Source organism: Nostocoides veronense (genome assembly GCF_039531185.1).
GTDB classification, from domain to species: Bacteria; Actinomycetota; Actinomycetes; order Actinomycetales; family Dermatophilaceae; genus Nostocoides_A; species Nostocoides_A veronense.
In genome coordinates, this window is the sequence record NZ_BAAAPO010000033.1 from 72265 (window position 1) to 93644 (window position 21380).

At 68.4% G+C, this 21380-nt stretch carries 20 protein-coding genes and 1 tRNA gene; 9 read left to right on the forward strand and 12 right to left on the reverse strand.

Features of this window, described 5'->3' with window-relative positions; all coding sequences use genetic code 11:
• The first annotated feature begins 316 nt into the window (after positions 1–316).
• Complete coding sequence (locus ABD225_RS10525) at positions 317–1084, forward strand: peptidylprolyl isomerase (RefSeq protein ID WP_344084672.1); 768 nt, start codon at positions 317–319, stop codon at positions 1082–1084.
• Between the two features lie 49 nt (positions 1085–1133).
• Here the strand turns inward: ABD225_RS10525 and ABD225_RS10530 are convergent, their stop codons facing one another.
• A complete protein-coding gene (locus tag ABD225_RS10530; RefSeq protein ID WP_344084675.1) occupies positions 1134–1742 on the reverse strand; it encodes an NAD(P)-dependent oxidoreductase in 609 nt (202 codons plus the stop codon).
• An 85-nt stretch (positions 1743–1827) separates the two neighbouring features.
• Between ABD225_RS10530 and ABD225_RS10535 the strand changes: the two genes are divergently transcribed.
• Positions 1828–2208 carry a winged helix-turn-helix transcriptional regulator gene (locus ABD225_RS10535; RefSeq protein ID WP_048546044.1) on the forward strand — a complete coding sequence of 127 codons (381 nt, stop codon included), beginning with the start codon at positions 1828–1830 and terminating at the stop codon, positions 2206–2208.
• Positions 2209–2772: 564 nt separating this feature from the next.
• On the opposite strand, the gene ABD225_RS10540 is transcribed toward ABD225_RS10535, so the two are convergent.
• The 4 genes from ABD225_RS10540 to ABD225_RS10555 form a co-directional block, all read right to left on the reverse strand.
• Positions 2773–3033 (reverse strand): addiction module antidote protein, encoded by a 261-nt coding sequence (locus tag ABD225_RS10540; protein ID WP_344084681.1) that lies wholly within the window; start codon positions 3031–3033, stop codon positions 2773–2775.
• Positions 3020–3238: a type II toxin-antitoxin system RelE/ParE family toxin gene (locus ABD225_RS10545; protein WP_425564394.1), complete on the reverse strand. Its 219-nt coding sequence runs from the start codon at positions 3236–3238 to the stop codon at positions 3020–3022. Before ABD225_RS10545 ends, ABD225_RS10540 begins: the two co-directional genes overlap by 14 nt.
• 90 nt (positions 3239–3328) lie before the next feature.
• On the reverse strand, positions 3329–3970 hold the full coding sequence (locus ABD225_RS10550; RefSeq protein ID WP_344084684.1) for a response regulator transcription factor: 642 nt from the start codon (positions 3968–3970) through the stop codon (positions 3329–3331).
• Positions 3967–5835 (reverse strand): sensor histidine kinase, encoded by a 1869-nt coding sequence (locus ABD225_RS10555; RefSeq protein WP_344084687.1) that lies wholly within the window; start codon positions 5833–5835, stop codon positions 3967–3969. Before ABD225_RS10555 ends, ABD225_RS10550 begins: the two co-directional genes overlap by 4 nt.
• Positions 5836–5995: 160 nt before the next feature.
• Here ABD225_RS10555 and ABD225_RS10560 point away from each other — a divergent pair, with 160 nt between their 5' ends.
• Positions 5996–6658, forward strand: coding sequence for a hypothetical protein (locus ABD225_RS10560; protein ID WP_344084690.1), 663 nt, complete (start codon positions 5996–5998; stop codon positions 6656–6658).
• 48 nt (positions 6659–6706) lie between these two features.
• Here the strand turns inward: ABD225_RS10560 and ABD225_RS10565 are convergent, their stop codons facing one another.
• The 3 genes from ABD225_RS10565 to ABD225_RS10570 all read right to left on the reverse strand — a co-directional run bounded on the left by ABD225_RS10565 (position 6707) and on the right by ABD225_RS10570 (position 7511).
• Positions 6707–6949 carry a PIN domain-containing protein gene (locus ABD225_RS10565; protein ID WP_344084694.1) on the reverse strand — a complete coding sequence of 81 codons (243 nt, stop codon included), beginning with the start codon at positions 6947–6949 and terminating at the stop codon, positions 6707–6709.
• Between the two features lie 3 nt (positions 6950–6952).
• Positions 6953–7279 (reverse strand): helix-turn-helix transcriptional regulator, encoded by a 327-nt coding sequence (locus ABD225_RS18710; protein ID WP_425564395.1) that lies wholly within the window; start codon positions 7277–7279, stop codon positions 6953–6955.
• A gap of 156 nt (positions 7280–7435) precedes the next feature.
• Positions 7436–7511 (reverse strand) — tRNA-Ala (locus ABD225_RS10570).
• Between the two features lie 82 nt (positions 7512–7593).
• Here ABD225_RS10570 and ABD225_RS10575 point away from each other — a divergent pair.
• On the forward strand, positions 7594–8760 hold the full coding sequence (locus tag ABD225_RS10575; protein ID WP_344084697.1) for an AI-2E family transporter: 1167 nt from the start codon (positions 7594–7596) through the stop codon (positions 8758–8760).
• Positions 8761–8865: 105 nt separating this feature from the next.
• On the opposite strand, the gene ABD225_RS10580 is transcribed toward ABD225_RS10575, so the two are convergent.
• Genes ABD225_RS10580 through ABD225_RS10590 form a run of 3 tightly spaced genes read right to left on the reverse strand, consistent with a single transcriptional unit; the run spans position 8866 to position 14618 of the window.
• Positions 8866–9423, reverse strand: coding sequence for a peptidylprolyl isomerase (locus ABD225_RS10580; protein ID WP_344084700.1), 558 nt, complete (start codon positions 9421–9423; stop codon positions 8866–8868).
• A gap of 58 nt (positions 9424–9481) precedes the next feature.
• Positions 9482–12997, reverse strand: coding sequence for a TM0106 family RecB-like putative nuclease (locus ABD225_RS10585; protein ID WP_344084703.1), 3516 nt, complete (start codon positions 12995–12997; stop codon positions 9482–9484).
• A gap of 55 nt (positions 12998–13052) precedes the next feature.
• Positions 13053–14618: a dolichyl-phosphate-mannose--protein mannosyltransferase gene (locus ABD225_RS10590; RefSeq protein ID WP_344084706.1), complete on the reverse strand. Its 1566-nt coding sequence runs from the start codon at positions 14616–14618 to the stop codon at positions 13053–13055.
• A 154-nt stretch (positions 14619–14772) separates the two neighbouring features.
• Here ABD225_RS10590 and ABD225_RS10595 point away from each other — a divergent pair, with 154 nt between their 5' ends.
• The 3 genes from ABD225_RS10595 to rsmI are packed head-to-tail and all read left to right on the forward strand — an operon-like array spanning position 14773 to position 17723.
• The gene (locus ABD225_RS10595; protein ID WP_344084709.1) at positions 14773–15492 is read left to right on the forward strand and encodes an ABC transporter ATP-binding protein; all 720 of its coding nucleotides are present in this window, start codon (positions 14773–14775) and stop codon (positions 15490–15492) included.
• Positions 15485–16852 (forward strand): hypothetical protein, encoded by a 1368-nt coding sequence (locus ABD225_RS10600; RefSeq protein ID WP_344084712.1) that lies wholly within the window; start codon positions 15485–15487, stop codon positions 16850–16852. Before ABD225_RS10595 ends, ABD225_RS10600 begins: the two co-directional genes overlap by 8 nt.
• 22 nt (positions 16853–16874) lie before the next feature.
• Positions 16875–17723 (forward strand): 16S rRNA (cytidine(1402)-2'-O)-methyltransferase, encoded by an 849-nt coding sequence (gene rsmI / locus ABD225_RS10605; protein WP_425564396.1) that lies wholly within the window; start codon positions 16875–16877, stop codon positions 17721–17723.
• Here rsmI and ABD225_RS10610 read toward each other — a convergent pair.
• Positions 17696–18388 carry a spermidine synthase gene (locus tag ABD225_RS10610; RefSeq protein ID WP_344084717.1) on the reverse strand — a complete coding sequence of 231 codons (693 nt, stop codon included), beginning with the start codon at positions 18386–18388 and terminating at the stop codon, positions 17696–17698. The two genes, rsmI and ABD225_RS10610, sit on opposite strands and share 28 nt — an antisense overlap.
• Positions 18389–18616: 228 nt before the next feature.
• Between ABD225_RS10610 and ABD225_RS10615 the strand changes: the two genes are divergently transcribed.
• On the forward strand, positions 18617–19312 hold the full coding sequence (locus ABD225_RS10615) for a succinate dehydrogenase cytochrome b subunit (RefSeq protein ID WP_344084720.1): 696 nt from the start codon (positions 18617–18619) through the stop codon (positions 19310–19312).
• An 18-nt stretch (positions 19313–19330) separates the two neighbouring features.
• Positions 19331–21325 carry a fumarate reductase/succinate dehydrogenase flavoprotein subunit gene (locus ABD225_RS10620; protein WP_344084924.1) on the forward strand — a complete coding sequence of 665 codons (1995 nt, stop codon included), beginning with the start codon at positions 19331–19333 and terminating at the stop codon, positions 21323–21325.
• Positions 21326–21380 lie beyond the last annotated feature (55 nt).

Below are 21380 nucleotides of genomic sequence, written 5' to 3' on the forward strand. Positions count from 1 at the left end.
TAACCTCTGCTGATATGGGGGGTGTGTTTGTCAAGGGGCAGGGGTGAGCGCCGCCGGGCTGGCTGCTCGGCGGCGCTCTATTCGTTCTCGGGCTGGGTCCGGGGGGTCGGCGTGTCTGTCGACGGCGCTGTCAGTCTGATATGCGCGGGTTGGTTACCGCAGGACGGTGCTTCGAAGGGAGCCTTGCCACGGGTCTAAAAGCGAGCGTGGCCGCGGCTGCGGTGGCGGCAGATGAGCGGGCGCTTCGAGGCGCCCGACCGCGCCTATGGTGCCAAGGGTGGCCCACCCGGCCTCCGCATCCGAGAGGCAGGAAATCATGCTGACCACACGACGCGCCCGCACCCTCGAAACCACCGCTATCGCGACCCTGGCTCTGGCCACGACCGCCGCCATCGCGCCGGCCGCCCAAGCGAAGCCGGACAGTCCGACCTCGGCTCCGACGACCGGCGCCTGCGCCTTCACGCCCCTGGAAGACCAGACCTACTCGACCTGGGTCGGGCTACCGCCGGACCCGAAGAACGCGCAAACCAAGGGCAACGCCTCGGTCGTCCTCAAGACGAACCACGGCGACATCCCGGTCGTTCTCGACAAGGCCGGGGCGCCGTGCACCGTCGCGAGTTTCCTCTATCTCACCCGCCAGAAGTACTACGACGGCACCAACTGCCACCGACTGACCGCCTTTCACACACCCCCATACGCCCTCTCGGTTCTGCAGTGCGGTGACCCGCTCGGCACCGGCTGGGGTGACCCGGGCTACTGGTTCAAGGACGAACTCACCACCGCCAACGCCCTGCCCAATTGGCCGGGCTTCTCGGACGGATCGCGCAAGAACTACACGCGCGGCCTGCTCGCGATGGCCAATGGCGGACCGGACACCAATGGGAGCCAATTCTTCTTGGTGTATGCCGATTCCCGCCTCCGCCCGGACTACACCGTCTTCGGGGAAGTCACCGAGGCGGGGATGGCGGTCCTCGACAAGATCGCCGCCGCCGGGGTCGCCCCGGGCGACGAGGGCTACCCGGAGGACGGCGCCCCCGCGATGGCCACGACCATCGAGCGGGCCAAGCGCACGGGCGGCGTCTGACCTGCCGTCATCCGTGCCCGGCGAGCCAGGCGCCGGGCACGCTCGGTCATCAGCGTGCGGCCACCGTGAAGCGAGCCAAGCGGTGCGCTGGGTTCGCCAACTCGTCAAGCACGGCGACCGCGAAGTCCTCCGCGCTGATCTCGGCGCCGACGGGGCTGTCAGCCCCCGTCACATAGCCGCCGGTGCGCACGCCGGGGGCGATAACCGGGGCGGGGGAAAGCAAGGTCCAGTCGACACCTTCGGACTCCCGGTAGAGGTCCAGGATGGTGGTGAAGGTCTCGGCTTCGGCGCGGTACTCCACGGGGAACCCGGCCGAGTCCTTAAGCGCGATTCCGTCGACGACGAGTGACCCGGCCCCACCGACGACGAGGACGCGCTGCCGCGGCGGGTCGGCGATGAGGTTGCGGTGGGCCTCAATCGTCGGCTCATGCGAGCCGCCGGTGCGATCGGACGGCACGGCGATGACGGTCGCGTCCGATTGGTCGATCGCCTCGCGGACTCCTGCTGTGTCGCTCAAGTCGAGCTTTCCGGCGGTCGCGGCGCCAGGCACATCGCGTCCGGACCGGCTGAGCGCGGTTACGTCGTGGCCGCGCTGCGCGGCTTCGGCGACAACGCGTGATCCGATCATCCCGGTAGCTCCGATGACAGTGATTCTCATGATGACTCCTTGGTGGTGGAAAACGAGCGTGCAGGCATAATGGTATGAATTGGATATCAGATACCTCAACGTAACCAAGGATGAGATGAACCAAGTCCCGGATGTCCTGAACCCGGCGTGCGATTCGCGAACCGTCCTGCGTCACCTCACCGACCGGTGGGCTCCACTGATTGTGCTGGCCCTCGTCCCCAACGCTCTTCGCTTCGGCGAACTCCGCGCCCGGATAGGCACCATCACGCCAAAAGTGCTGACCGAGACACTCCGCTCGATGGAACGCGACGGGCTCGTTGTGCGCACCGTGACCCCCTCATCTCCCCCGCGCGTGGACTACGAGCTGAGTGAACTGGGACGCACTTTGACCACGCCGGTCGAAACGCTCCGGGAGTGGGCGGAGTCCAACGTGGAGGCCGTCCTGGCCAATCGGGCCCGCTATGACTGTGGTCACGCGGCCACCCGTGGACACTGAGAAACTGGCCGACCCCGACAGCTCCCCGCCGTCGCGCAACGACCTGGTCAAATCGAATGCTTCCAACCTGTTCATGATCTCCTCGGCAGACTTCACAGTGGTCCCTCCTGGGGGCGGTAGGCGCATCAGCACCGCCAACCGCACCCCAGGAGGGGCCTCAACCGCCGGACGCGGCGCGGCAGACGAACTCGTGTCGGGCAGATCCCATGACCGCCAGCGGGCAACTTCCGCGACCGCTACCGGGCAGCTATATGACCGCCTCCGGGCAGTTTCCCGTGGCCGCCGTCAACTATCGAGCAGGCCCAAGGAGCACGGGAGCAACTGTCATACGGCGGCCCGAGGCAGGAACAATGACGGATAGCGCGGGGACACAGCCTTTGGCGACCATGCTGCACAGCCGCGCACATCGTCGCCCGTGGGCCGTCGAGAACCTATTCGTCGGCCTCGCAGTGCGCCCCATTTCACCTCCTGCGCCGTCACCCGCTGAAAGGCATCAACCTGCTTGTACTGCAGGTCAGGCGACGGGGTGGAGTTCGAAGCGTAGGCCGAGGGCGTTGGTGACTTTCAGGATGGTGGACCAGTGGGATTGCCGTCGGCTGAGAGCGCCTTGTAGAGCCCGTCGCGGCTCATTCCCACGCGGCGGGCGAGCTCGCTCATGTTCTGCGAACGAGCGATTACGCCCAGGGCCCTGGGGAGGGCGGTCGGATCCTCGGCGGACTCCTGCAGGGCGATCTCGAGGTAGGTGGCGACATCGTCGAGATCCTCGAGGTAGTCGGCGGCGTCGAAGCGCGTGTACTTGCCAGTGCCGTTCTTAGCCATCGTCATGTCCCTTCTCGCTGCAGTACTCCTCGGCGAGCTGGTAAGCCCGCTCGATGTCTTGCTGCTGTGTGGACTTGTCGCCGCCGTTGAGCAGCAGGATTACGCGCGGGCCGTCCTGGAGGTAGTAGATGCGGTAGCCGGGACCGAACATCAGTCTCAGTTCCCAGATGCCACGTCCGAGCGGCTTGGTTCGGCGCCCGGGTTGGCTCATGTGGGTGGGCTCGGCTTACGCCGAGGGGCGATGTGGCTTGGGCTCGTGAGCGCAGTGGGGGTGATCATGCAGCGCCCTCCACCGCCGGATTCAGGTGCCGCCCAGTCCTGACTGTCGGGCTTTGATGATGGCGGCCGACCTATCGGAGACCTGGAGCTTGGTGAAGATGTTCGAGACGTGGTTGCGTACGGTCTTGAGGTTGATCATCAGCTCGTGGGCGATGCTGGCGTTGCCTTTGCCGGCGGCGATGAGCTCGAGCACCTGTCGTTCGCGTTCGGTCAGAGCAGGGAACGCTGTGGTTTGCGGGCCCGCGCTGTTGGTGAAGTGGTCGATGACGCGCTGGGCGATCTCGGGGCCGAAGATCGCCTCGCCTGCAGCGGCCGCGCGGATCGCTCGGACGATCTCGTCCTGCTCGGCGCCTTTGAGGACGTAGCCGCGGGCGCCGGCTCGCATCGCGGCGAGGACGGAGTCGTCGTCCTCGAACATGGTCAGGACGACGATCGCTGGCGCGGGGTTGTTGCGGCTGAGCCGGCGGGTTGCCTCGATGCCGTCCAGGTTGGGCATCCGCAGGTCCATCAGGATGACGTCCGGGGCGAGCTGCTCACCGAGCTCGACGGCCTGGGCGCCGCTCGCTGCTTCACCCGCGATGCTGATGTCGTCGGTGTCGGCGAGCATGAGCTGGAGTCCGCGCCGGAATGCGGGGTGGTCGTCGGCGACGAGGACCCGGATCATCGCTCGGCCATGATGTCGGCCAGATGGTGCGTTGTGTCGTTGAGCGGCAGGACGGCGTGCACGATGAGGCCTTCGTTGGGGGTGCGAGGTGAGATGGTGCATGTGCCGCCGAGCTCGGCGGCGCGTTCGCGCATGGAGGTCCACCCGAGGCCGTCCTTTAGGGACTGTTCGACGCCGCGCCCGTTGTCGGCGACGGTGAGCTGTAGCGAGCCGTTCACGGCAATGGTGACTCGGCACCGGGATGCCCCGGAGTGCCGGGCGACGTTGGTCATGGCCTCGGAAGCGATGCGGTACGCGGCCACCTCGACTGCTGCGGGCAGCGTGGGCAGGGATGGGGGTCCGGCCACCTCGATGGGAAGCTCACCGGAGAGGGCCGCGGCACGCTGACGGATCGCGCCGAGGAGGCCGACCTCGTCGATCGCGGCGGGGCGCAGGTCGTCGACCAGTCGCCGAACCTCCGCAATGGCGTCTTTGACCTCCGCGCGGGCCTCGTCCAGCAGGGCGCTGCGTTCGGTGCTGTCGGTGCGGGATCCAGCCGCGTTGAGCATTAGCACGATCGCCGCCAACGACGGGCCGATCCCGTCGTGCAGGTCTCGGCGCAGCCGGCGACGTTCCTCCTCGCGGCCGGCGACGATCCGGGACCTGGACTCACGAAGCTGGTCGCCCGCGCGGCTTGCTTTGACCAGGACCGCGGCATATCGCGCCAGGTCATCGAGCAACGCCAGGTCGGCAGGCGTGAGTCGCCGACCGGGTGGCACCTCGAGCGCCAGGTCGCCCAGTCTCTGACCGCGGTGTCGCAGAGGGACCCGGACGACGTGCTCACCGTCGAGAGCGTTGTCGGTCTGGACCCACACCTTCTCCACCCGCAACGCCTCCGCCACGGCCTCGGTGATGGAGGTGGCGAGCGTCTCGGCCTCAGCGGCCTCGGCGCGTTCGGCGAGCAGCCGCAGCGCCCGATGCGGATCAGAACGGTAGCCGTAGACGGCGCGTTCGATCCGCTGACGCAGCCAGGAGTGGGCCGGGGAGACCCCCACCGCGACGACACCCACTGCCAGCAACCCGCCAAGGGTGCTCGTGCCGCCAATTGTCTCGGCGGCCAAGAGCACCGAGGCATACACCACGACCACGCCCACCGACAGGGCTGCATAGGTCAGCGTTCGGCTCAACACGACCTCGATGTCGAAGAGCTGATGACGCAGGATGGCGATCGTGATGACGCTGGGCAAGGCGACAGCCACAACGGTCAACGCGGCATATGCCAGCCAGGCGTGGTCACCGAGGAGGAAGTGGTTGGTCCAGCCCACCACCAGTCCGAGCGGAACAGCCACAGCCCCCCAGACCAGCCACAGCAGCTGCGTGCGCACAACGCCGGTCGCGGCACGCAACCTGACGCGCACCGCTACCGCGGAGCCGATGAACAGCAGCACCACCAAGGCCAGGCCGACCACGCCGAGAACGTCAGCGAGCGGCTCAGGAAGCGCGCCCAGGGGAGGGTTCTGGCGGGGGTGCTCCTGCCGGAAGCTGTCCGCGTCACCGGCGGCGCCGACCAGGAACAGCACCACGCCGACCAGTCCGGCGCCCACCCACAGCCGCCAGCGCGCGGAGAGCAGGTGGCCGTCTGGCACAAGGTAGGCCACCAGCACCAGCCACAGGAAGAGGAAGACCCAGCCGCCCTGCGCCACCTGGTCGAGCGCGAGCGCTGCCGTGCCTGTGCCGGTGGCCTGCGAGACACCCAGCAGCAACCCGACCGATGCGCCATGGGCGAGCAGCAGCCACGCGATCCGAGCCTGGGTACTGCGCAACGCCAGGAGAATCCCCAAAGCGACCGGGACCCCAGCGCCGAGCGCAGCGGCTGCGTAAACCATGTCGCCATTGTGGCGGTAGCGCCAGCAGCCATCAGCCTTCCCGGGAACTGTTCCCGACCCAACCGGGACGGCTGCATCATGCGGCTGGGCCAGCCCGGGGTGGAAGGTCGAACCGCCGGCGAGAGCCGCCGGCGGTACACATCGACACAAGGAGCCGGTCATGCCGCGCAACACCTTCGAGAGGTTCCTGCCATACAGCGGCGCGGTCGCAGGCGTGTGCTGGATCGGCCAGGCATCTATGCAGAGGACTTCATCCCGTGACCAGCCCGGAGCAGCGACCACCAGCGTCATCCGCGAAAACCTCGCGATCAACTACGCCAGCGTGGCATGCCTGGTCCTGATGGGAATGAGCCTGCTGATCTTCGCCACCGCCGTGCGCAACCTGCTGCGCTCGGGGGAACCCGGCGAGGCGACCTTCTCACACATCGCCTACGGCGGCTGGCTCGTAGTCGTGGCCGGCATCTCGCAGATGGTCACCTGGAACTGGGGCCTGATCAACGGCGCAGCGGCCGCCGCGGACGACGCGGCACTACAGGCCCTGAGCTACGTCCACTCCTTCGGCTGGGCCGGCATGGGCATCGGCCTGGCCACCGCATTCATCGCAACCGGGCTCGGCGGACAGCGCGCGGCCCGCCTGCCGAAGTGGTTCACCATCCCCACCATCGCCCTCGGCGCCCTCGGCGCCCTCGGCACCGCCGGCATCCCACCCGGCGGCCTCGTCAACTACCTCCTCCTGCCCCTCTGGCTCATCGCCGCCTCAATCGTCATGGCCCGACAGCAACACGCCCACACCCCAACCCACCCCATCGACCTCACGACCTAACCCACCACGCCCAACAGGCGGCGGAATGACTGCTGCCCCTGAAGTGGGTTACCCGGGCTGGTTCCACGGGTTGATGATGCTGACACCGAGAGGTTCGAAGTGCTTGGTGTTACGGGTGGCGACGGTCATTCCGGTGCTTTGGGCGATCGAGGCGATGAGGGCGTCGTCCAGGGGCGCCTGGTCCGGAACGTGGTAGGCGGCCAGGATCCGCGCCGCTGACAGATCAAAAGGAAGGACCCGCCCGGCGAAGGCGGGCAGCACGTGCTCCTCGAGCCACCGGCGAAGGACCACACGTCAGCAAGGTCGGTGAACGAGCTTGTCTGCTGAAGGACACCGCTGCCCGGCATGACCGGGCGGCCGCGGATGCGTTCCTTCAAGAGATTCTGGGCGGCGGTGGCGGTGGGCGCGAAGACCCGCACCTGCCGGACCCGGCCGTCGAGGTCCGTCGTCGACCTCGCTGACCCGGAACCGCAGCTCGCGGCCGACGCGGAACCCGCGCGGACCGCGGCCCTGGCGGCGCAGGTCATACAGGGTCTGGGTGCTGACGCCGAGCTGGGTGGCCAGCTGCGAGAGGGTGAGGACGGAGCCCAGTGCCGTCGTGGGGCGCGATGTGGTCTCCATACAGACCAGGTGCACCAGGCGTGACGCGCCCGGCCGAGAGCAGTCCAGGCGGGCCGAGAACCTCGTCCCGCCTGGGGACTTTTCGCTGACTTTTCGCTGAGTTGGCACTGACTTCTCCTGATTTCAGGATCCGTACAGGCCTCTGACCAGCGTGTGTGGTGGAGCTGAGGGGATTCGAACCCCTGGCCTTCTCATTGCGAACGAGACGCGCTACCAACTGCGCCACAGCCCCAAGTGCGTAGAGAACCTTAACACCGGGCGGGCGGCATACCGAATCGTGCTCGGGCGCAGAGGGCCGCACTAGGCTCTCCACCGTGAGCGCGCCGCATACGCCGACGAAGAGCACTGTCCCGCAGGGGGTCCGGACGGCCAGTGAATGGTCGTGGCGGCTGTTGTTGATCGCTGCTGGGCTGGGCTTCGCGGGCTGGCTGATCGGCCACTTGAGCGAGATCGTCGTGCCAGTGATCGTGGGCACCCTGCTGTGCGCCTTGCTCCAGCCGGTCTTTCGGCGCCTCGACCGGCACCTCCCGCGCGGTCTCGCCGCGGCGATTACGGTCCTTGGGACGCTGGCGGTGCTCGCCGGCCTGATGACTTTTGTCGGCAGTCAGTTCGCCAACCAGCTGCCCGACCTCACCGATCAACTCGGCGAGGGCATCGACCAGGTTCGGGACTGGATCCGCAACACCTTCCACATCACCGACAGCCAATTCACGGAATACTTCCAAAAGGCGCGGGATGCCGTCAGCAGCGGCGGTAGCGATATCGGCGGGACGGCCGCCAAGGCCGGTCTGACCGCCACGCACCTCGTTGCCGGCTTCTTCATCTCGATGTTTGCGCTCTTCTTCTTCCTGCTGGAAGGTCCGCACATTTGGGCGTGGATCGTGCGGCTGTTCCCGCGCGACGCCCGCGAGAAGGTCGCCTCCAGCGGCATCATCGCCTGGGGTCAGCTGCAGGCCTTCTGCAAGGCCACGATCCTCGTGGCCGCGGCCGACGCCACAGGAATTGGGCTCGGCGCGGCGATCCTCGGCGTCCCGTTCGCGAGCGGCATCGCGCTACTGGTCTTCCTCGGCGCCTTCGTGCCCGTGATCGGTGCCCTGCTCAGTGGAATCGTCGCCGTTCTGCTGGCGCTCGTTGCTCTCGGGCCGGTCAAGGCGCTCATCATGCTCGGCGTGGTGATCGCGGTGCAGCAGATCGAGAGTCACGTGCTGCAACCCTTCCTGCTGGGCCGCGCGGTGCGGGTGCACCCGCTGGCCGTGATCCTCGCGATTGCCACCGGCGTCATCGTGTGGGGCATTGTGGGCGCGCTCATCGCCGTGCCGGTCGCGGCCGTGGTCAATGCGGTCGGCCACCATCTGCTCGCGAGCAATTCGGCCGCGCCCGAGGATGTCGATGACGTCCTGACGCCGGCGCAGCGGGCCGAGGTGGCGACCGACGTGGCCACGACCAAGGCGACGGCAGCGATCGAGGCTGCCGACGACTGAGGGCCCGCACCGCCTGCGTGGTGGTCGAGTTCGGGAAACACGCCGACCGATCAGCCTCGGCGCCGGCGTGTTTCCCGAACTCGACGGGGTGGGACGTGGCGGGTCCTAGGCGCCGCCCCCGGTGCGCTTGGCACGCTCGATCGTCGTCGCCATGGCGGGAGCGCCGTCCTCGGGATAGCCCTCGTCACCGGGCGCGACGCCCGCGGCCGCGATCTTGTCCAGGACCGCCATCCCTTCGGGCGTGATCTCGCCGAAGACGGTGTAGTCGGGGCGCAGCCGCGAGTCGGCATACACCAGGAAGAACTGGCTGCCATTGGTGTCCGGCCCGCCATTGGCCATGGCGAGCAGGCCGCGCGTGTAGTTCTTGCGCGAGCCGTCCTCGAAGCCGGGCCAGTTCGGGAGGGCCTGTGCGGTGGCGAGCTCGTCCTTGAACCAGTAGCCCGGGTCGCCCCAGCCGGTGCCGAGTGGGTCGCTGCATTGCAGGACCGACAGGGCGTATGGCGGTGTGTGGTAGGCCGTGAGTCGGTGGCACTGGGTGCCGTCGTAGAACTTCTCGCGCGTCAAATACAGGAAGCTCGCTGACCCCCCTCGCCACCATAGGGCGGCTCGCTGGCACTCGCGCGGCGGAACGGTCAGTGCATCTGCCACCGGTCCGGCCGTCACCTCGCGGTGGCCAGAGCCGTCCAGGCGGCAAGCCAGCCCAGACGGAGTCGGGGACCAATCACGGCGCGGTGAGGCGCAGGAAGTCGCCGAGCAGCATCAGCTCGGATGGGGAGGAGGGGGTGAAGTCGGTCAGCTCGGGGGAATGGACGACATACGCGGCCCACTTCCCGCGGGAGAGCGCGACATTGAGCCGGTTGCGGTTCAGCAGGAAGCCCATGCCACGGGCAACATCGCCGCGCGCGGAGGCGGCCATAGAGATGAAGACGATGGCGCCCTCTTGCCCCTGGAATTTGTCGACGGTCCCCACCGGCACCTCAACAAGGCCCGCCTCGTCCAGCACCTGACGCAGCACATGCACCTGCGCGTTGTATGGCGTAACCACTCGAATGTCGCTCTGCCGCAAGGGCCTTGACGGCTCGTTGTCGTCCGGGTCGTCCCACAGTCGTCCGATGAGGTCGTGGATGCGTGCCGCGATGGCCAGCGCTTCCTCCACCGACTCGGTCGTATTGTCGCGATGCACGACTGGCACCACGTGCACTCCCGGGTCGATGCCGGCCAGGGATCGAGCCGTCGTGACCGACTCCGCGGCGGCGAGGGAGCCGGCATACGACAGGTCGGAAACCCGATCGGCGAGGGTGGGATGCATGCGGTAGGTCGTCGCGAGGAAATATCCGCGCGCCGGATCGAGCGTTGGGCGGCCCTCGATCAGCCAGCCGAGCGCGGAGGTGTCGATGGGCTCGGGGTGGATGCCCTGGCTGACCTCGGGCAGTTGTTGCGGATCGCCAAGCAACAGCAGCCGCTCGGCGACCACGGACACGGCCAGGGTGTTGGCCAGGGAGTATTGCCCCGCCTCGTCGATGACGAGCAGGTCGAGTTGGCCGCGCTGGAAGCGCTTGGGGTTGGTGAAGTCGTATGCCGTGCCCCCGACGACATAGCCGCTGTCGGCATGCTCTTCAGCGAAGGCGACCGTGTCCTTGTCGCGATCGATGAGCCGGCGCCAGGGCACGGCATCGCGATCGGGGGCGTATTTCGCCACGCGCGCCGGATCCAAGCCGGCCTTGACCAGGGCGTCCAAGACATTCTCGACAGCGGCGTGCGACTGGGAAACCACACCCACCCGCCAGGCGTGCTCGTGCACCAGATGCGCGATGACGTGCGCCGCGACATATGTCTTGCCCGTCCCCGGCGGGCCCTGGACGGCGAGATAGGAGCGGTCGAGGGAGCGGGTCGCAGCGCTGACGGCGTGGACGAATTGGTCGGCCGATCCGTCCAAAGCGGGCAAGGCAGCGCCATCGACCAGGCGCGGCGCTCGGCGCGCGAGGATGTCCAGGGCGGGCGTCTGAGGCAGGGAAGGCCATTGGGCCGCAACGGATTCCGCGATATCCGCCATGGCAACATCAAGGTGGTGAGTGCCCGGCGGCGGCTTGGGAACCAGAGCCAGGGGGTGCTCGCTGAAGGGATCGAACTTCTTCGGGAGGGTCTCCTCGATCTCCCAGATGTCGTGATCGTCCGCTCCCGGTCGCACTGAGCGCACGATCGCCGCGGTCTCGGCCACCCGCGTCCCGGGGTCGGAGGGCTGCAATTGCGCGGGCGCCGGCACGTCATAGAGCACGCTGAACTCCGTGCCCGGCCGGATCGGCCGGCTGCCGCGCCCGAGTCGGCCGGTCACCTCGACGACGCGCCGCAGGGTGGTTTGACGGCCCTCTTTGCCCCAGTCGACGATCAGCGTCGAATCGAGGATGTGGAAGACATCGGTCTGATCCGACCACTCGTCCACGGGATGGCGGAAGCGATCGAAATGGCGCCACCAGAACGGCTTTTGCTCGCGGCGGTTGTATTGCAGGGCGGCAGCCGCCAACGCCAGCGCCTGTTGGTCGGCATCGCGATCCTGAGTCGGCACATCACCGAGCAACTCGCGAAGGCGCGCCTCCAGCTCCTCGGCCCGCTCCCACGTGGCGCTCTTGCGGGGTGCGTCGTCCGCGGATATCTCGGTCGCGACGACCGTGTCAGTCGGCGCGGCCTCGGCCCTCGCCGGACGCTGGGCCAGCAACCAATCGCGTAGCCGCAAGGTCGAAAGGCAGTCGTACTCGTTGTAGGCACGAATCGACTCCAAACGATCGGCCGCCTCCGCCTCGCGGCCCTCGATGAGCGATTGCGTGAACTCGTGATAGGCGACGATCGAATCACCGCCGGTCGCGACCGGGCCGGAGCGCAGGTCATCGCCCATATAGAGCGGCTCGAGCTTCTTGATCGAATACGAGTCTTGCGAGACCCGCACGGCGGCGCGCACCACGGCATACAGATCGACGAGCACGCCGGCGCGCAGGAGGTCATCGACCGCCTGCTCGCCGACCCCATAGCGCGCCGCGAGTCGCAGCAGTGCGGACCGTTCATAAGCGGCGTAGTGGTAAATGTGCATATCGGGGAAGGCTTTTCGCCGCTCCGCGACATAGGCGAGGAAGTCGATCAGGGCCTGCTTCTCCTGCGCGCGGTCGTGCGCCCAGAAGGCCTGGAAGACCGGCGCGGCAGCGCCGACCGGCGCCTCGATAATGCCGAAGAGATACTCCAGGCCCCACTGATGCGACCCCGCCTCGGTCCACATCGGGTCGCCCTCGAAGTCGAAGAAGATGTCGCCCGGACTCGGCGCGGGCAGCGCGAGCAGGGGGATCGGATCGACGACCTCAGAGGAGACCGAGCCCGACTGCTCCTGAGCCCGCTGCAGCCGAGCCTGCGCGCGCACCTTGCTCAAGATGGCCTCGGGCAGGTCGGGAACTGGCTCCGCACGCGTCGCGAGGTCAGCCATCGTCACCACGCCGGCGGCCGCCAGCTTCTTGCGTTGGCTGGTGTAGACGCCGGCGACGAGCAGCACATCATCGGTGGCGCGCAGCTCTTCCTCGCAGGCCAGACACCGACCGCAGGCATGCACCGCCGGGTCGCCCCAACGCGCCCGCAGTCCGCTGTCCTGGTGGCCGTCGAGCAGCTCCAGCAGTCGTGCACGCCGGGCCCGTTGCACGGGCCCGATCACGGCCAGGGAGTATGCCGCCCGCTCACCATGCCCCAGCACGAGAACTGCCTCAGGGGCCACCGGGACCCCGCTCTCGGCCAGCTCCTCGGCATACGCAGCCAGTTGCAGCAGGCTGGCCACAGACTCCGACCGGGCGAGTTTGGTGTCCCACACCTGCCACCGGCCCTGCTCGTCGCGCACGAGGAAGTCGGCCAAGCCGACGAAGCGATCGTCGGCGAAGGCCGCCTGGTAGACAACGCGCGCCTCGGAGGCGAGGGCCGCGCGCGTGGCGGTTGCCGCAGCGTCTAAGCCGGCGCGCGTCATCACCGGCCGGGGAATCTGCGTCACTTCGCCGGGTCGCTCGGCCAGCAGGGACCGCAGCACCCGCTGCTCGTGCGCCATCCCGAGCGCCGCCGTGCGCGCCAGAATCGCCTCCCCATCGCCGGGCACGGGCTCGCCCCGGCCCAGCAGCGCGTCGAAGTCGCGCAGCAGCGCCCACTCGCACGCTGCTGCCGCGCGCAGATCGGAGGCGCTGACCAGCGCGCGCTTCTCGCCGGGAAGGATGAACACAGCGCCGACCATATGCGCTGCCACCGACAGCCCCTTCGCAGGGGCCGGGGACCGCTCAGATCCAGCTGGGGAACCACATATGGAGGCGCCAGAACGAATAGGGCACCACCTGAGCGGTGTAGATCGGCCAGAAGAAGGCGAAGAACGCGAGGGTGGCCAGGCAGTACGCCCCGCCGACGATCAGGCCGAGCCGCCGCCTCGGCCAGGGCGCGCTGGCCGGCCCGAGGATCAACGCGAGCATGAAGGTCGCGAGCAGCACGACATACGGCTCGAACGCGATCGAATAGAACTGAAAGATCGTGCGGTGCTGCAGGTCGAACCACGGCAGCCAGCCCGCCGCGAGGCCGCACAGGATCGCGCCGGCACGCCAGTCGCGCTTGACGATCCAGTGATAGAGCGCGAAGGCGATCCCGATCGTCCCGAGCCACCAGATCGGGATACTGCCGAGCGAGGATATGGCCTTGGAACATTCGGCGACCGTGCACCCGTCCGTGCCCTTCTTCGGCCCCTCATAGAAGAAGGAGGTCGGGCGGGCCTGCACGATCCAACTCCACGGATTGGCCATGTAATCGTGCGGGCTGGTCAGCGTCTGGTGGAAGCGGTAGGCCTCGGTGTGATAGCTCCACAGCGAGCGCAGGGCATCCGGCACCCAGCCATAGGACTCGCTGGGGTGGGTCGCCGCCCAGTTGCGCTTGTAGCCATGATCGGAGAGGAACCATCCGGTCCAGCTCACGAGATAGGTGGCCGCCGCGGTGAAAACCATCGCCACGAAGGCCAGCGGCCCGGACACGAACAGCCCCGACAGCACCCAGCGCTTGATCCCCGCGGCGCGATAGGCGCCCATATCCCACAGCACCGTGATCAGCCCGAAGCCGACGAGGAAGAAGGCGCCGGACCACTTCGTGCCCGCCGCCAGCCCGAGGCAGAGGCCTGCGACCCAGCGCCAGGGCCGCGCCCCGAGCACGGGGGCCCACGACTCGTGCGTATGCCAGGAGAGCCGGCCTACGTGCTCGGCCAGCCGTTCGCGCATCTGGTCTCGGTCGATCAGCAGCGCGCCGAACGCGGCCAGCGCGAAGAACATCAGGATCAGGTCGAGCAGACCCGTGCGCGAATGCACGAAGTGGTGGCCCTCGAAAGCCATGAGAAAGGCCGCGATCGTTCCGAGCAAGGTCGACCGGAACAGCCGCCGCGCGATCCGGCCGATCATCAGGATCGACAGCGTCCCGAGAACCGCGACCGAGAACCGCCAGCCCCACGACGACGTCGGCCCGAAGATCCATTCACCGAAGGCGATGACCCATTTCCCGACGGGCGGATGCACGACCATGTCGCCGTTGTCGGTGAGGAAGACGTTGAGATTGCCGTGCGTGAACAGCGGATCGACGACCTCGCCCTTGTCGGCCCAGCGCATCTCGACGCCATACTCCAGCATCGAGACGCCCTGCTTGACGTAGTAGGTCTCGTCGAAAACCAGCTGGTGCGGGCGGTCGAGCGCCCAGAAGCGCAGCAGCCCCCCAAGGATCGCGAAGAGCAGCGGCCCCGCCCAGCCGGCGACCGTGTCGGTCGGCCGGAACCCGAGCAAGCGGGCGCGCAGCTCGTCGGTCCGGGTCACGCGCGCCATCGTATGTTGCCCCGCCGGGCGCCCTTGCTCGTTTCTCTCCGGATGCCGAAAGTGTGCGCTTGCCCCCGCTTTAGAGCAGGGGTGAAGCGCAGACTTCCCGGGGTATGCCGCCGCGAACCGGGGGCTGTCAGGGCCCGGTGCGAGGATGTCGCCCGTGCGAAGACGTATGACGAGTGCCGGCGAGGCGGCACCCACCGGGGGGCCGCGGGTGGTCGCGACCGGAGTGAGCAAGGTGCTCGGTGAGGTCACCCTGCTCGCCCCCACCTCCCTGCTCGTCGAGCCCGCAACCTGTCTCGTGATTCGCGGCCGCAATGGCATCGGCAAAACCACATTGCTGAAAATCCTCGCCGGCTTGATCGAGCCCACCTCGGGGGAGGTGCGGATCGACGATCGGCCCGCAGACGAGCGGGACCAGACCCTCCGGCGGCGGGTGGCAACCCTGCTTGGCGCGCCCGCGGCATACCGCGACCTCACCCTCGCCGACCACCTGACCCTCATCGACGCCACCTGGGGCGGCGAGCTGGCCAGCTGCGAGGACCGCGTCCACGCCGCCCTCGACCAGCTCGGAATCGGCGATCTGGCCGAACGCTTTCCGCACGAACTCTCCTCCGGGCAGGGCCAGCTTTTTCGGCTCGCCGTGACGCTCTTTCGCCCCAGCGACCTGCTGATCCTCGACGAGCCCGAGCAGCGCCTCGACACCCAAAAACGCGACCTGATCGGCTCGTTGCTGCGCGATCGTCAGCGCGCCGGCACCACGCTGATCGTCGCCTCGCACGATCCGCGGCTCACCGAGGCGATCGCCGGCGAGGTGCTCGACCTCGGGTGGGGGCCAAGCGAGTTGGCGGACGAGGCGGACGACACCGCCGATGAGTGAGGACCGCGAACGGCTCGACGACGCCATCCACGTCCTGCACGGCGAGGAGGGCACGGGCACGATCCGGCGGCTGCTCTATGCCTTCTACCTGGTCGTCATCCTCGGCGGCGTTTATGGCTTCAACCTCTTGCGCGCCACCCTCGTGACCTCCGATCCGGCCTGGCTGGCTCAGGTGGCCTCCGTATGGGGTGGGCTCGCCGGCCTCGCCCTCCTCGCGGCGATCCTGCTGCTCGCCCGTTGGGTCGGGGGAGTGCGCGGGCCGGTAGTGCCGCAGCTGCCCTTCATTGACAGCGTCGTCGCGTCCGGCCTGGACCGGGCCGTCGTGCTGCATGAACTCGGGCTGGCCACCCTGCTTGGCGGCGCCGGGATCGGCTTCCTCACCGGTGCGCTCGTCGGCGGCGCGGTGCTCGGCGCCGGCTTCGGAGGCGTGCCTGGCGTGCTGCTCGCGATCGCGCTGGGCACCGTTATCGGCTTGGTCGTCGCCGTCACCGCCCTCGTCGGGCAGCGCGCGGCCTCCGGAGGACGCATCGAAGGCTCGCTCGGCGCTCTCTTGCGCGGCCTACGCCTCGACGACCTGCGCACGCATGCCGTCCGCACCACCCATGTCGGCGGCGCCGTGCTGGCCGGCGACTTGCGCGCGGCCCGACTCGATGTCGCGGCACCCGTCACCCGGGCCCGGTCCGCCCGGCTGCGCTCGCGTGGCCGCTTCGTCACCGTGGTCTCCCGCGACCTGCTCGGCCTGCGCCGGGCGCCCGGGCGGGTGGTGAGCGGCGCGCTCGGTCTTGGAACCGCATACGCCCTGCTCGGGGTGAGCCTGACCCAACCCGCCGCCCCGAGGATCGTCGGAATTCTCGCGATGGCGGGCGCCTATTTCGCCTTCGGCGCGCTCGCCGAGGGCGTGCGATTGGTCGCGGACAATGCTGGCACGCCGCCGCTGCTCGGGCTGGGCTTTCGAGCGGAAGCGAGCCTGCACCTCGTCATACCCATGCTTGGGGCGCTGCTGATCGGAATGCCGGTCACTGCGACCGTGGCCAAACTCACGCGTGCTGATGTGCCGCTAGCCATGGGCCTCGCCGCGGCCCTGACGACAATTCTCGCCGGCGCCACGCTGATGGCTGCCTTCCGCGGGGCGCCCCCGGATCTAGCGTTCATCGGCGAGATCGGGCCGATGACGATGGCCTATTGGTATGCCCGCCCGCTCACCCTCGCCGCGCTCTCCGGCGGCCTGCTCGCCTCGGCGAGCGCCGACCTCGGCCCGCGCGCGCCGCTGCTGCTCGCTTCCGGGCTCGGGACGGGGGCCTTCACGATTTGGTATGGCCTGCACCTGGCCCGCAAACTCGAACTCGGGCACCGAATCTGAGCGGCCTGGGAGGATGGTCGGTATGCCGCTCATCCTCGCCGCGACCCCCATCGGTGACCCACGCGACGCGAGTGCCCGGCTGATCGAGGAACTGGGCCAGGCGGATGTCATCGCCGCCGAGGACACCCGCCGCACGCGCCGGCTGTGTGCCGCGCTCGGGGTGACGCCGGGCCGGATGCTCAGCTATCACGAGCACAACGAGAGTGCGGTGACGGCCGACCTCGTCGAGCGGCTACGCGCGGGCGAGCGCGTCCTCCTCGTCACGGACGCCGGTATGCCGTCCGTCTCCGACCCGGGCTACCGGCTCGTCGCCGCGGCCGTGGCCGCGGACCTGCCGGTCACGTGTGCGCCGGGCCCGAGCGCCGTGCTCATGGCGCTCGCGCTGTCCGGCTTGCCCGTCGACCGCTTCGCCTTCGACGGTTTCTTGCCGCGAAAGCCGGGGGAGCGGGCAAGGGCGCTGGCCGATCTGGCCACCGAGCGGCGCACGATGGTCTTCTTTGAGGCGCCCCACCGCACGCCGGCCACCCTCGCCGCGATGGCCGAGGCACTCGGGCCGGACCGGCCGGCCGCAGTCTGCCGCGAACTGACCAAGACCTATGAAGAGGTGCGGCGCGGCTCTCTCGCCGAATTGGCGGCCTGGGCGAGCGATGGCGTGCTCGGCGAGATCACCATCGTCGTCGCCGGGGCGCCGGTTGCGGGTGCGAGCGACCTGCCGACCGCGGTGGCGCAGGTGCAGGCGCTCGTGGCGGACGGCATACGCCTCAAGGACGCGGCCGGCGAGATCGCCGCGCTGACGGGGCATTCCAAGAAGGCGTTGTATGACGCGGCGCTGGCCGCCCGGTCTCAGGTGCCGGAGCGTTCCACGAGATAGATCGCATAGTCGAAGCTGCGGCCCTCCCGGGTGATAGGCAGCACCAGCTCGGCGATCGAGTCCTGCGCACCGGCGATCTCCTGCAATCGCGCGAAAAGCTCCGGCTCGCGCTGCGCCGCCCAGATCGCGAGCACGCCGCCGGGTGCGAGCCGGTCGATGGCGGCGCGCAGGTGCGCCTCGGCATACAGCCCGGCGTTGGCCTGGTGCACCAAGAAGGACGGGCCGTTGTCGACATCCAGGAGCACCACGTCGTACGCAGGCCCGGGCTCGGTGAGGACCGCCGCGATATCCGCGATGCGCAGCCGCACCCGCGGGTCGGCGGCGACCGCCGCGAGCGTCGGCACCAGGCCAGCGTGCGCCCACGCGACCAGTGGCTCCTCCAGTTCGACGATCTCGAGTTCGGCGACGCGGCGGTCGTGCAGCACCGCAAGGGCCGTATGCCCGAGGCCCAGCCCCCCGACCAGCACCCGCGCGGGTGTCCCGCAGCGGGACAGCGCGGCCTCGGCGAGGACGTCCTCGGTCGAGTGGTCGACATCGTCCATCGCGAAGATGCCGGCGACGATCAGCTCGTGGACTGGCCCGCCGGGGCTCGCGCGCACCCGCAGGGCGAGGTCACCGCGGGAAGTCTGGGCCCGAGCGAGCGTGCGCGGCGGCTCCTCGATCACCGAGGGATCGTATGCGGTGCGCCGGCGCGGGACGGGCGGCACGGCATACCCGGGCAGATGCTTGCACCGGGAAGTCTGCGCTGACCCACTGCTCTAAAGCGCCCCGAACCGCACACTTTCGGCATCCGGAGAGAAATGAGTCGATTACCGGCCGGTAGGGAGAAGTTCACACGACGAACCGCGGCCCCGGTGACGCAGGCCACGGACGGCGAGCGATATGTTGCCATCGTGGCAACCTCGACCCTTCCCGCATCGCAGCAGGCCGTGCGGTCCTCCATCGGCCTAAAGCTACTGATGGCGGGATCTGGCCTGATCTTCGTCGGCTATGTCCTTCTGCACGCCTACGGAAACTTGATGGTCCTCGGCGGCGCCGACACCTTCAACAACTACGCCCACCACCTGCGCACCTTCGGCCAGCCGATGCTGCCCTATGGCGGGCTGCTGTGGATCGTGCGTGTGGTGCTGCTCGCGAGCCTGGTGCTGCATGCCTACTCCGCCTTCACCTTGTGGGGCCGGGCCAATGGCGCGCGGAGCACGAAGTATGCCGTGAAGAAGAATGTCGCGGCCTCGCTCAGTTCGCGCACGATGCGCTTCGGTGGGGTGGCGCTGCTGCTCTTCGTGATCTTCCACATCCTGCACCTGACCACCCACACCATCACCCCGCAAGGCAAGCAGCCAACGCCCTACGACAATGTCGTTAACAGCTTCGACAAGTGGTGGCTGGTGCTGATTTACGCGCTCGCCGTCATCGCGCTGGCCTTCCACCTCACACACGGCGTGTGGAGCGCTAGCCAGACTCTCGGCCTGACCAACACCGCCACCTCGCGGGCCCGCGCCAAGATCGCCGGGCACTTCGTCGGCGCCCTCGTCGCGACCGCCTTCCTCATCCCGCCGCTGGCCATCCTCTTCGGAATCGTGGACTGATCACAGATGACTGACACCATGTTGAGCACGCCCGACGGCGTCGGCGCCGACTACTACCGCATCGGCGCCCCCGTCGCCGACACCCAGGCGCCGGCCGGTCCGATCGCCGGCAAGTGGACGCAGCGCAAGTTCGATGCCTCGCTGGTCAACCCGGCCAACCGCCGCAAGCTGTCGGTGATCATCGTCGGGACCGGCCTGGCCGGTGCCTCGGCCGGCGCGACGCTCGGTGAAGCCGGCTACCACGTGAAGTCCTTCTGCTTCCAAGACACCCCGCGCCGGGCGCACTCGATCGCCGCGCAGGGTGGTATCAATGCGGCGAAGAACTACAAGGAGGACGGCGACTCGATCTATCGCCTCTTCTACGACACGGTCAAGGGCGGCGACTACCGCTCGCGGGAGACGAATGTTTATCGCCTGGCCGAGGTCAGCGCGAACATCATCGACCAGTGCGTCGCGCAGGGCGTGCCCTTCGCCCGGGAGTATGGCGGCCTGCTGGACAACCGCTCGTTCGGCGGCGTGCAGGTCTCGCGCACCTTCTATGCCCGCGGCCAGACCGGCCAGCAGTTGCTGATCGGCGCCTACCAGGCGTTGGAGCGGCAGATCGCCGCCGGCACCGTCGAGATGTTCACCCGCCACGAGATGCTCGAACTGATCGTCGAGGACGGCCGGGCCCGCGGCATCATCGCCCGCGACCTGGTCACCGGCGAGATCGAGACCCACCTCGCGGACGCCGTCGTCCTCGCCTCCGGCGGCTACGGCAATGTCTTCTTCCTCTCGACCAATGCCATGGGCTCCAATGTCACGGCCAACTGGCGCGCGCACCGCAAGGGTGCCTACTTCGCCAACCCGTGCTACACCCAGATCCACCCGACCTGCATCCCGGTCTCCGGCGACCACCAGTCGAAGCTGACGTTGATGTCGGAGTCGCTGCGCAATGACGGGCGCATCTGGGTGCCCAAGCGCAAGGAAGACTGCGAGAAGGACCCGCGGCAGATCCCCGAGGAGGACCGCGACTACTACCTGGAGCGGATCTACCCCGCGTTCGGCAACCTGGTCCCGCGCGATATCGCGTCCCGGCAGGCGAAGTACATGTGCGATGACGGGCGCGGCGTCGGCCCGATGGTCGGCGACTTCCGCCGCGGCGTCTACCTCGACTTCGCCGACGCGATCGCCCGCCTCGGCCGCCCGGCCGTGGAAGCGAAATACGGCAACCTTTTCGATATGTATGCCCGGATCACCGGCGAAAATCCCTACGAAACCCCGATGCGGATCTACCCGGCCGTGCACTACACGATGGGCGGGCTGTGGGTGGACTACGATCTGTCCTCGAATATCCCCGGCCTGTTCGTCACCGGCGAGGCGAACTTCTCCGACCACGGCGCCAACCGGCTCGGCGCCAGCGCCCTGATGCAGGGCCTGGCCGATGGCTACTTCGTGCTGCCGAACACCATCCGCAACTACCTCGCCAAGGGGCCCTACCCCAAGCTCGACGCCGACAGCCCCGCCGTCGCCGAAGCCCGCGCCAATGTCGAGGAGCGCACCCAGCGGCTGCTGGCGATCAACGGCCAGCGTTCGGTGGACTCCTTCCACAAGGAACTCGGCCACATCATGTGGGAGTACTGCGGGATGGAGCGCACCGAGACCGGCCTGATGAAGGCCATCGACTTGATCCGCTCGCTGCGCGCCGAGTTTTGGCGCAATGTGCGCGTCCTCGGCTCCGCCGACACCCTCAACCAGTCACTGGAGAAGGCTGGCCGGGTCGCCGACTTCCTCGAGCTCGGCGAACTGATGTGCATCGACGCGCTGCACCGCCGCGAGTCCTGCGGCGGCCACTTCCGCGCCGAGAGCCAGACCGAGGACGGCGAGGCTCTGCGCCACGACGACCAATTCCTCTATGTCGCGGCCTGGGAGTATGCCGGTGGCTCCGGTGAGGGCGAGATGGGCAATCCCGTGCTCCACAAGGAAGATCTGGTCTATGAGGCCATCGAGTTGAAGCAGCGGAGTTACAAGTGACCGCCCCGCGCCGTTCTCCCGTCGCCCCTCACCCCGAAATGTCGCGAGGTTCCCG

Excerpts from the sequence above, each read along its gene's own strand:
- ABD225_RS10620 (WP_344084924.1), top strand. The coding sequence starts at position 19,331 with ATGTTGAGCACGCCCGACGGCGTCGGCGCCGACTACTACCGCATCGGC.
- ABD225_RS10550 (WP_344084684.1), bottom strand. The coding sequence starts at position 3,970 with ATGATCCGGGTCCTCGTCGCCGACGACCACCCCGCATTCCGGCGCGGA.
- ABD225_RS10530 (WP_344084675.1), bottom strand. The coding sequence starts at position 1,742 with ATGAGAATCACTGTCATCGGAGCTACCGGGATGATCGGATCACGCGTT.
- ABD225_RS10525 (WP_344084672.1), top strand. The coding sequence starts at position 317 with ATGCTGACCACACGACGCGCCCGCACCCTCGAAACCACCGCTATCGCG.
- ABD225_RS10590 (WP_344084706.1), bottom strand. The coding sequence starts at position 14,618 with ATGGCGCGCGTGACCCGGACCGACGAGCTGCGCGCCCGCTTGCTCGGG.
- ABD225_RS10535 (WP_048546044.1), top strand. The coding sequence starts at position 1,828 with ATGAACCAAGTCCCGGATGTCCTGAACCCGGCGTGCGATTCGCGAACC.
- ABD225_RS10545 (WP_425564394.1), bottom strand. The coding sequence starts at position 3,238 with ATGAGCCAACCCGGGCGCCGAACCAAGCCGCTCGGACGTGGCATCTGG.
- ABD225_RS10540 (WP_344084681.1), bottom strand. The coding sequence starts at position 3,033 with ATGACGATGGCTAAGAACGGCACTGGCAAGTACACGCGCTTCGACGCC.
- rsmI (WP_425564396.1), top strand. The coding sequence starts at position 16,875 with ATGCCGCTCATCCTCGCCGCGACCCCCATCGGTGACCCACGCGACGCG.
- ABD225_RS18710 (WP_425564395.1), bottom strand. The coding sequence starts at position 7,279 with ATGGAGACCACATCGCGCCCCACGACGGCACTGGGCTCCGTCCTCACC.
- ABD225_RS10560 (WP_344084690.1), top strand. The coding sequence starts at position 5,996 with ATGCCGCGCAACACCTTCGAGAGGTTCCTGCCATACAGCGGCGCGGTC.
- ABD225_RS10600 (WP_344084712.1), top strand. The coding sequence starts at position 15,485 with ATGAGTGAGGACCGCGAACGGCTCGACGACGCCATCCACGTCCTGCAC.
- ABD225_RS10555 (WP_344084687.1), bottom strand. The coding sequence starts at position 5,835 with ATGGTTTACGCAGCCGCTGCGCTCGGCGCTGGGGTCCCGGTCGCTTTG.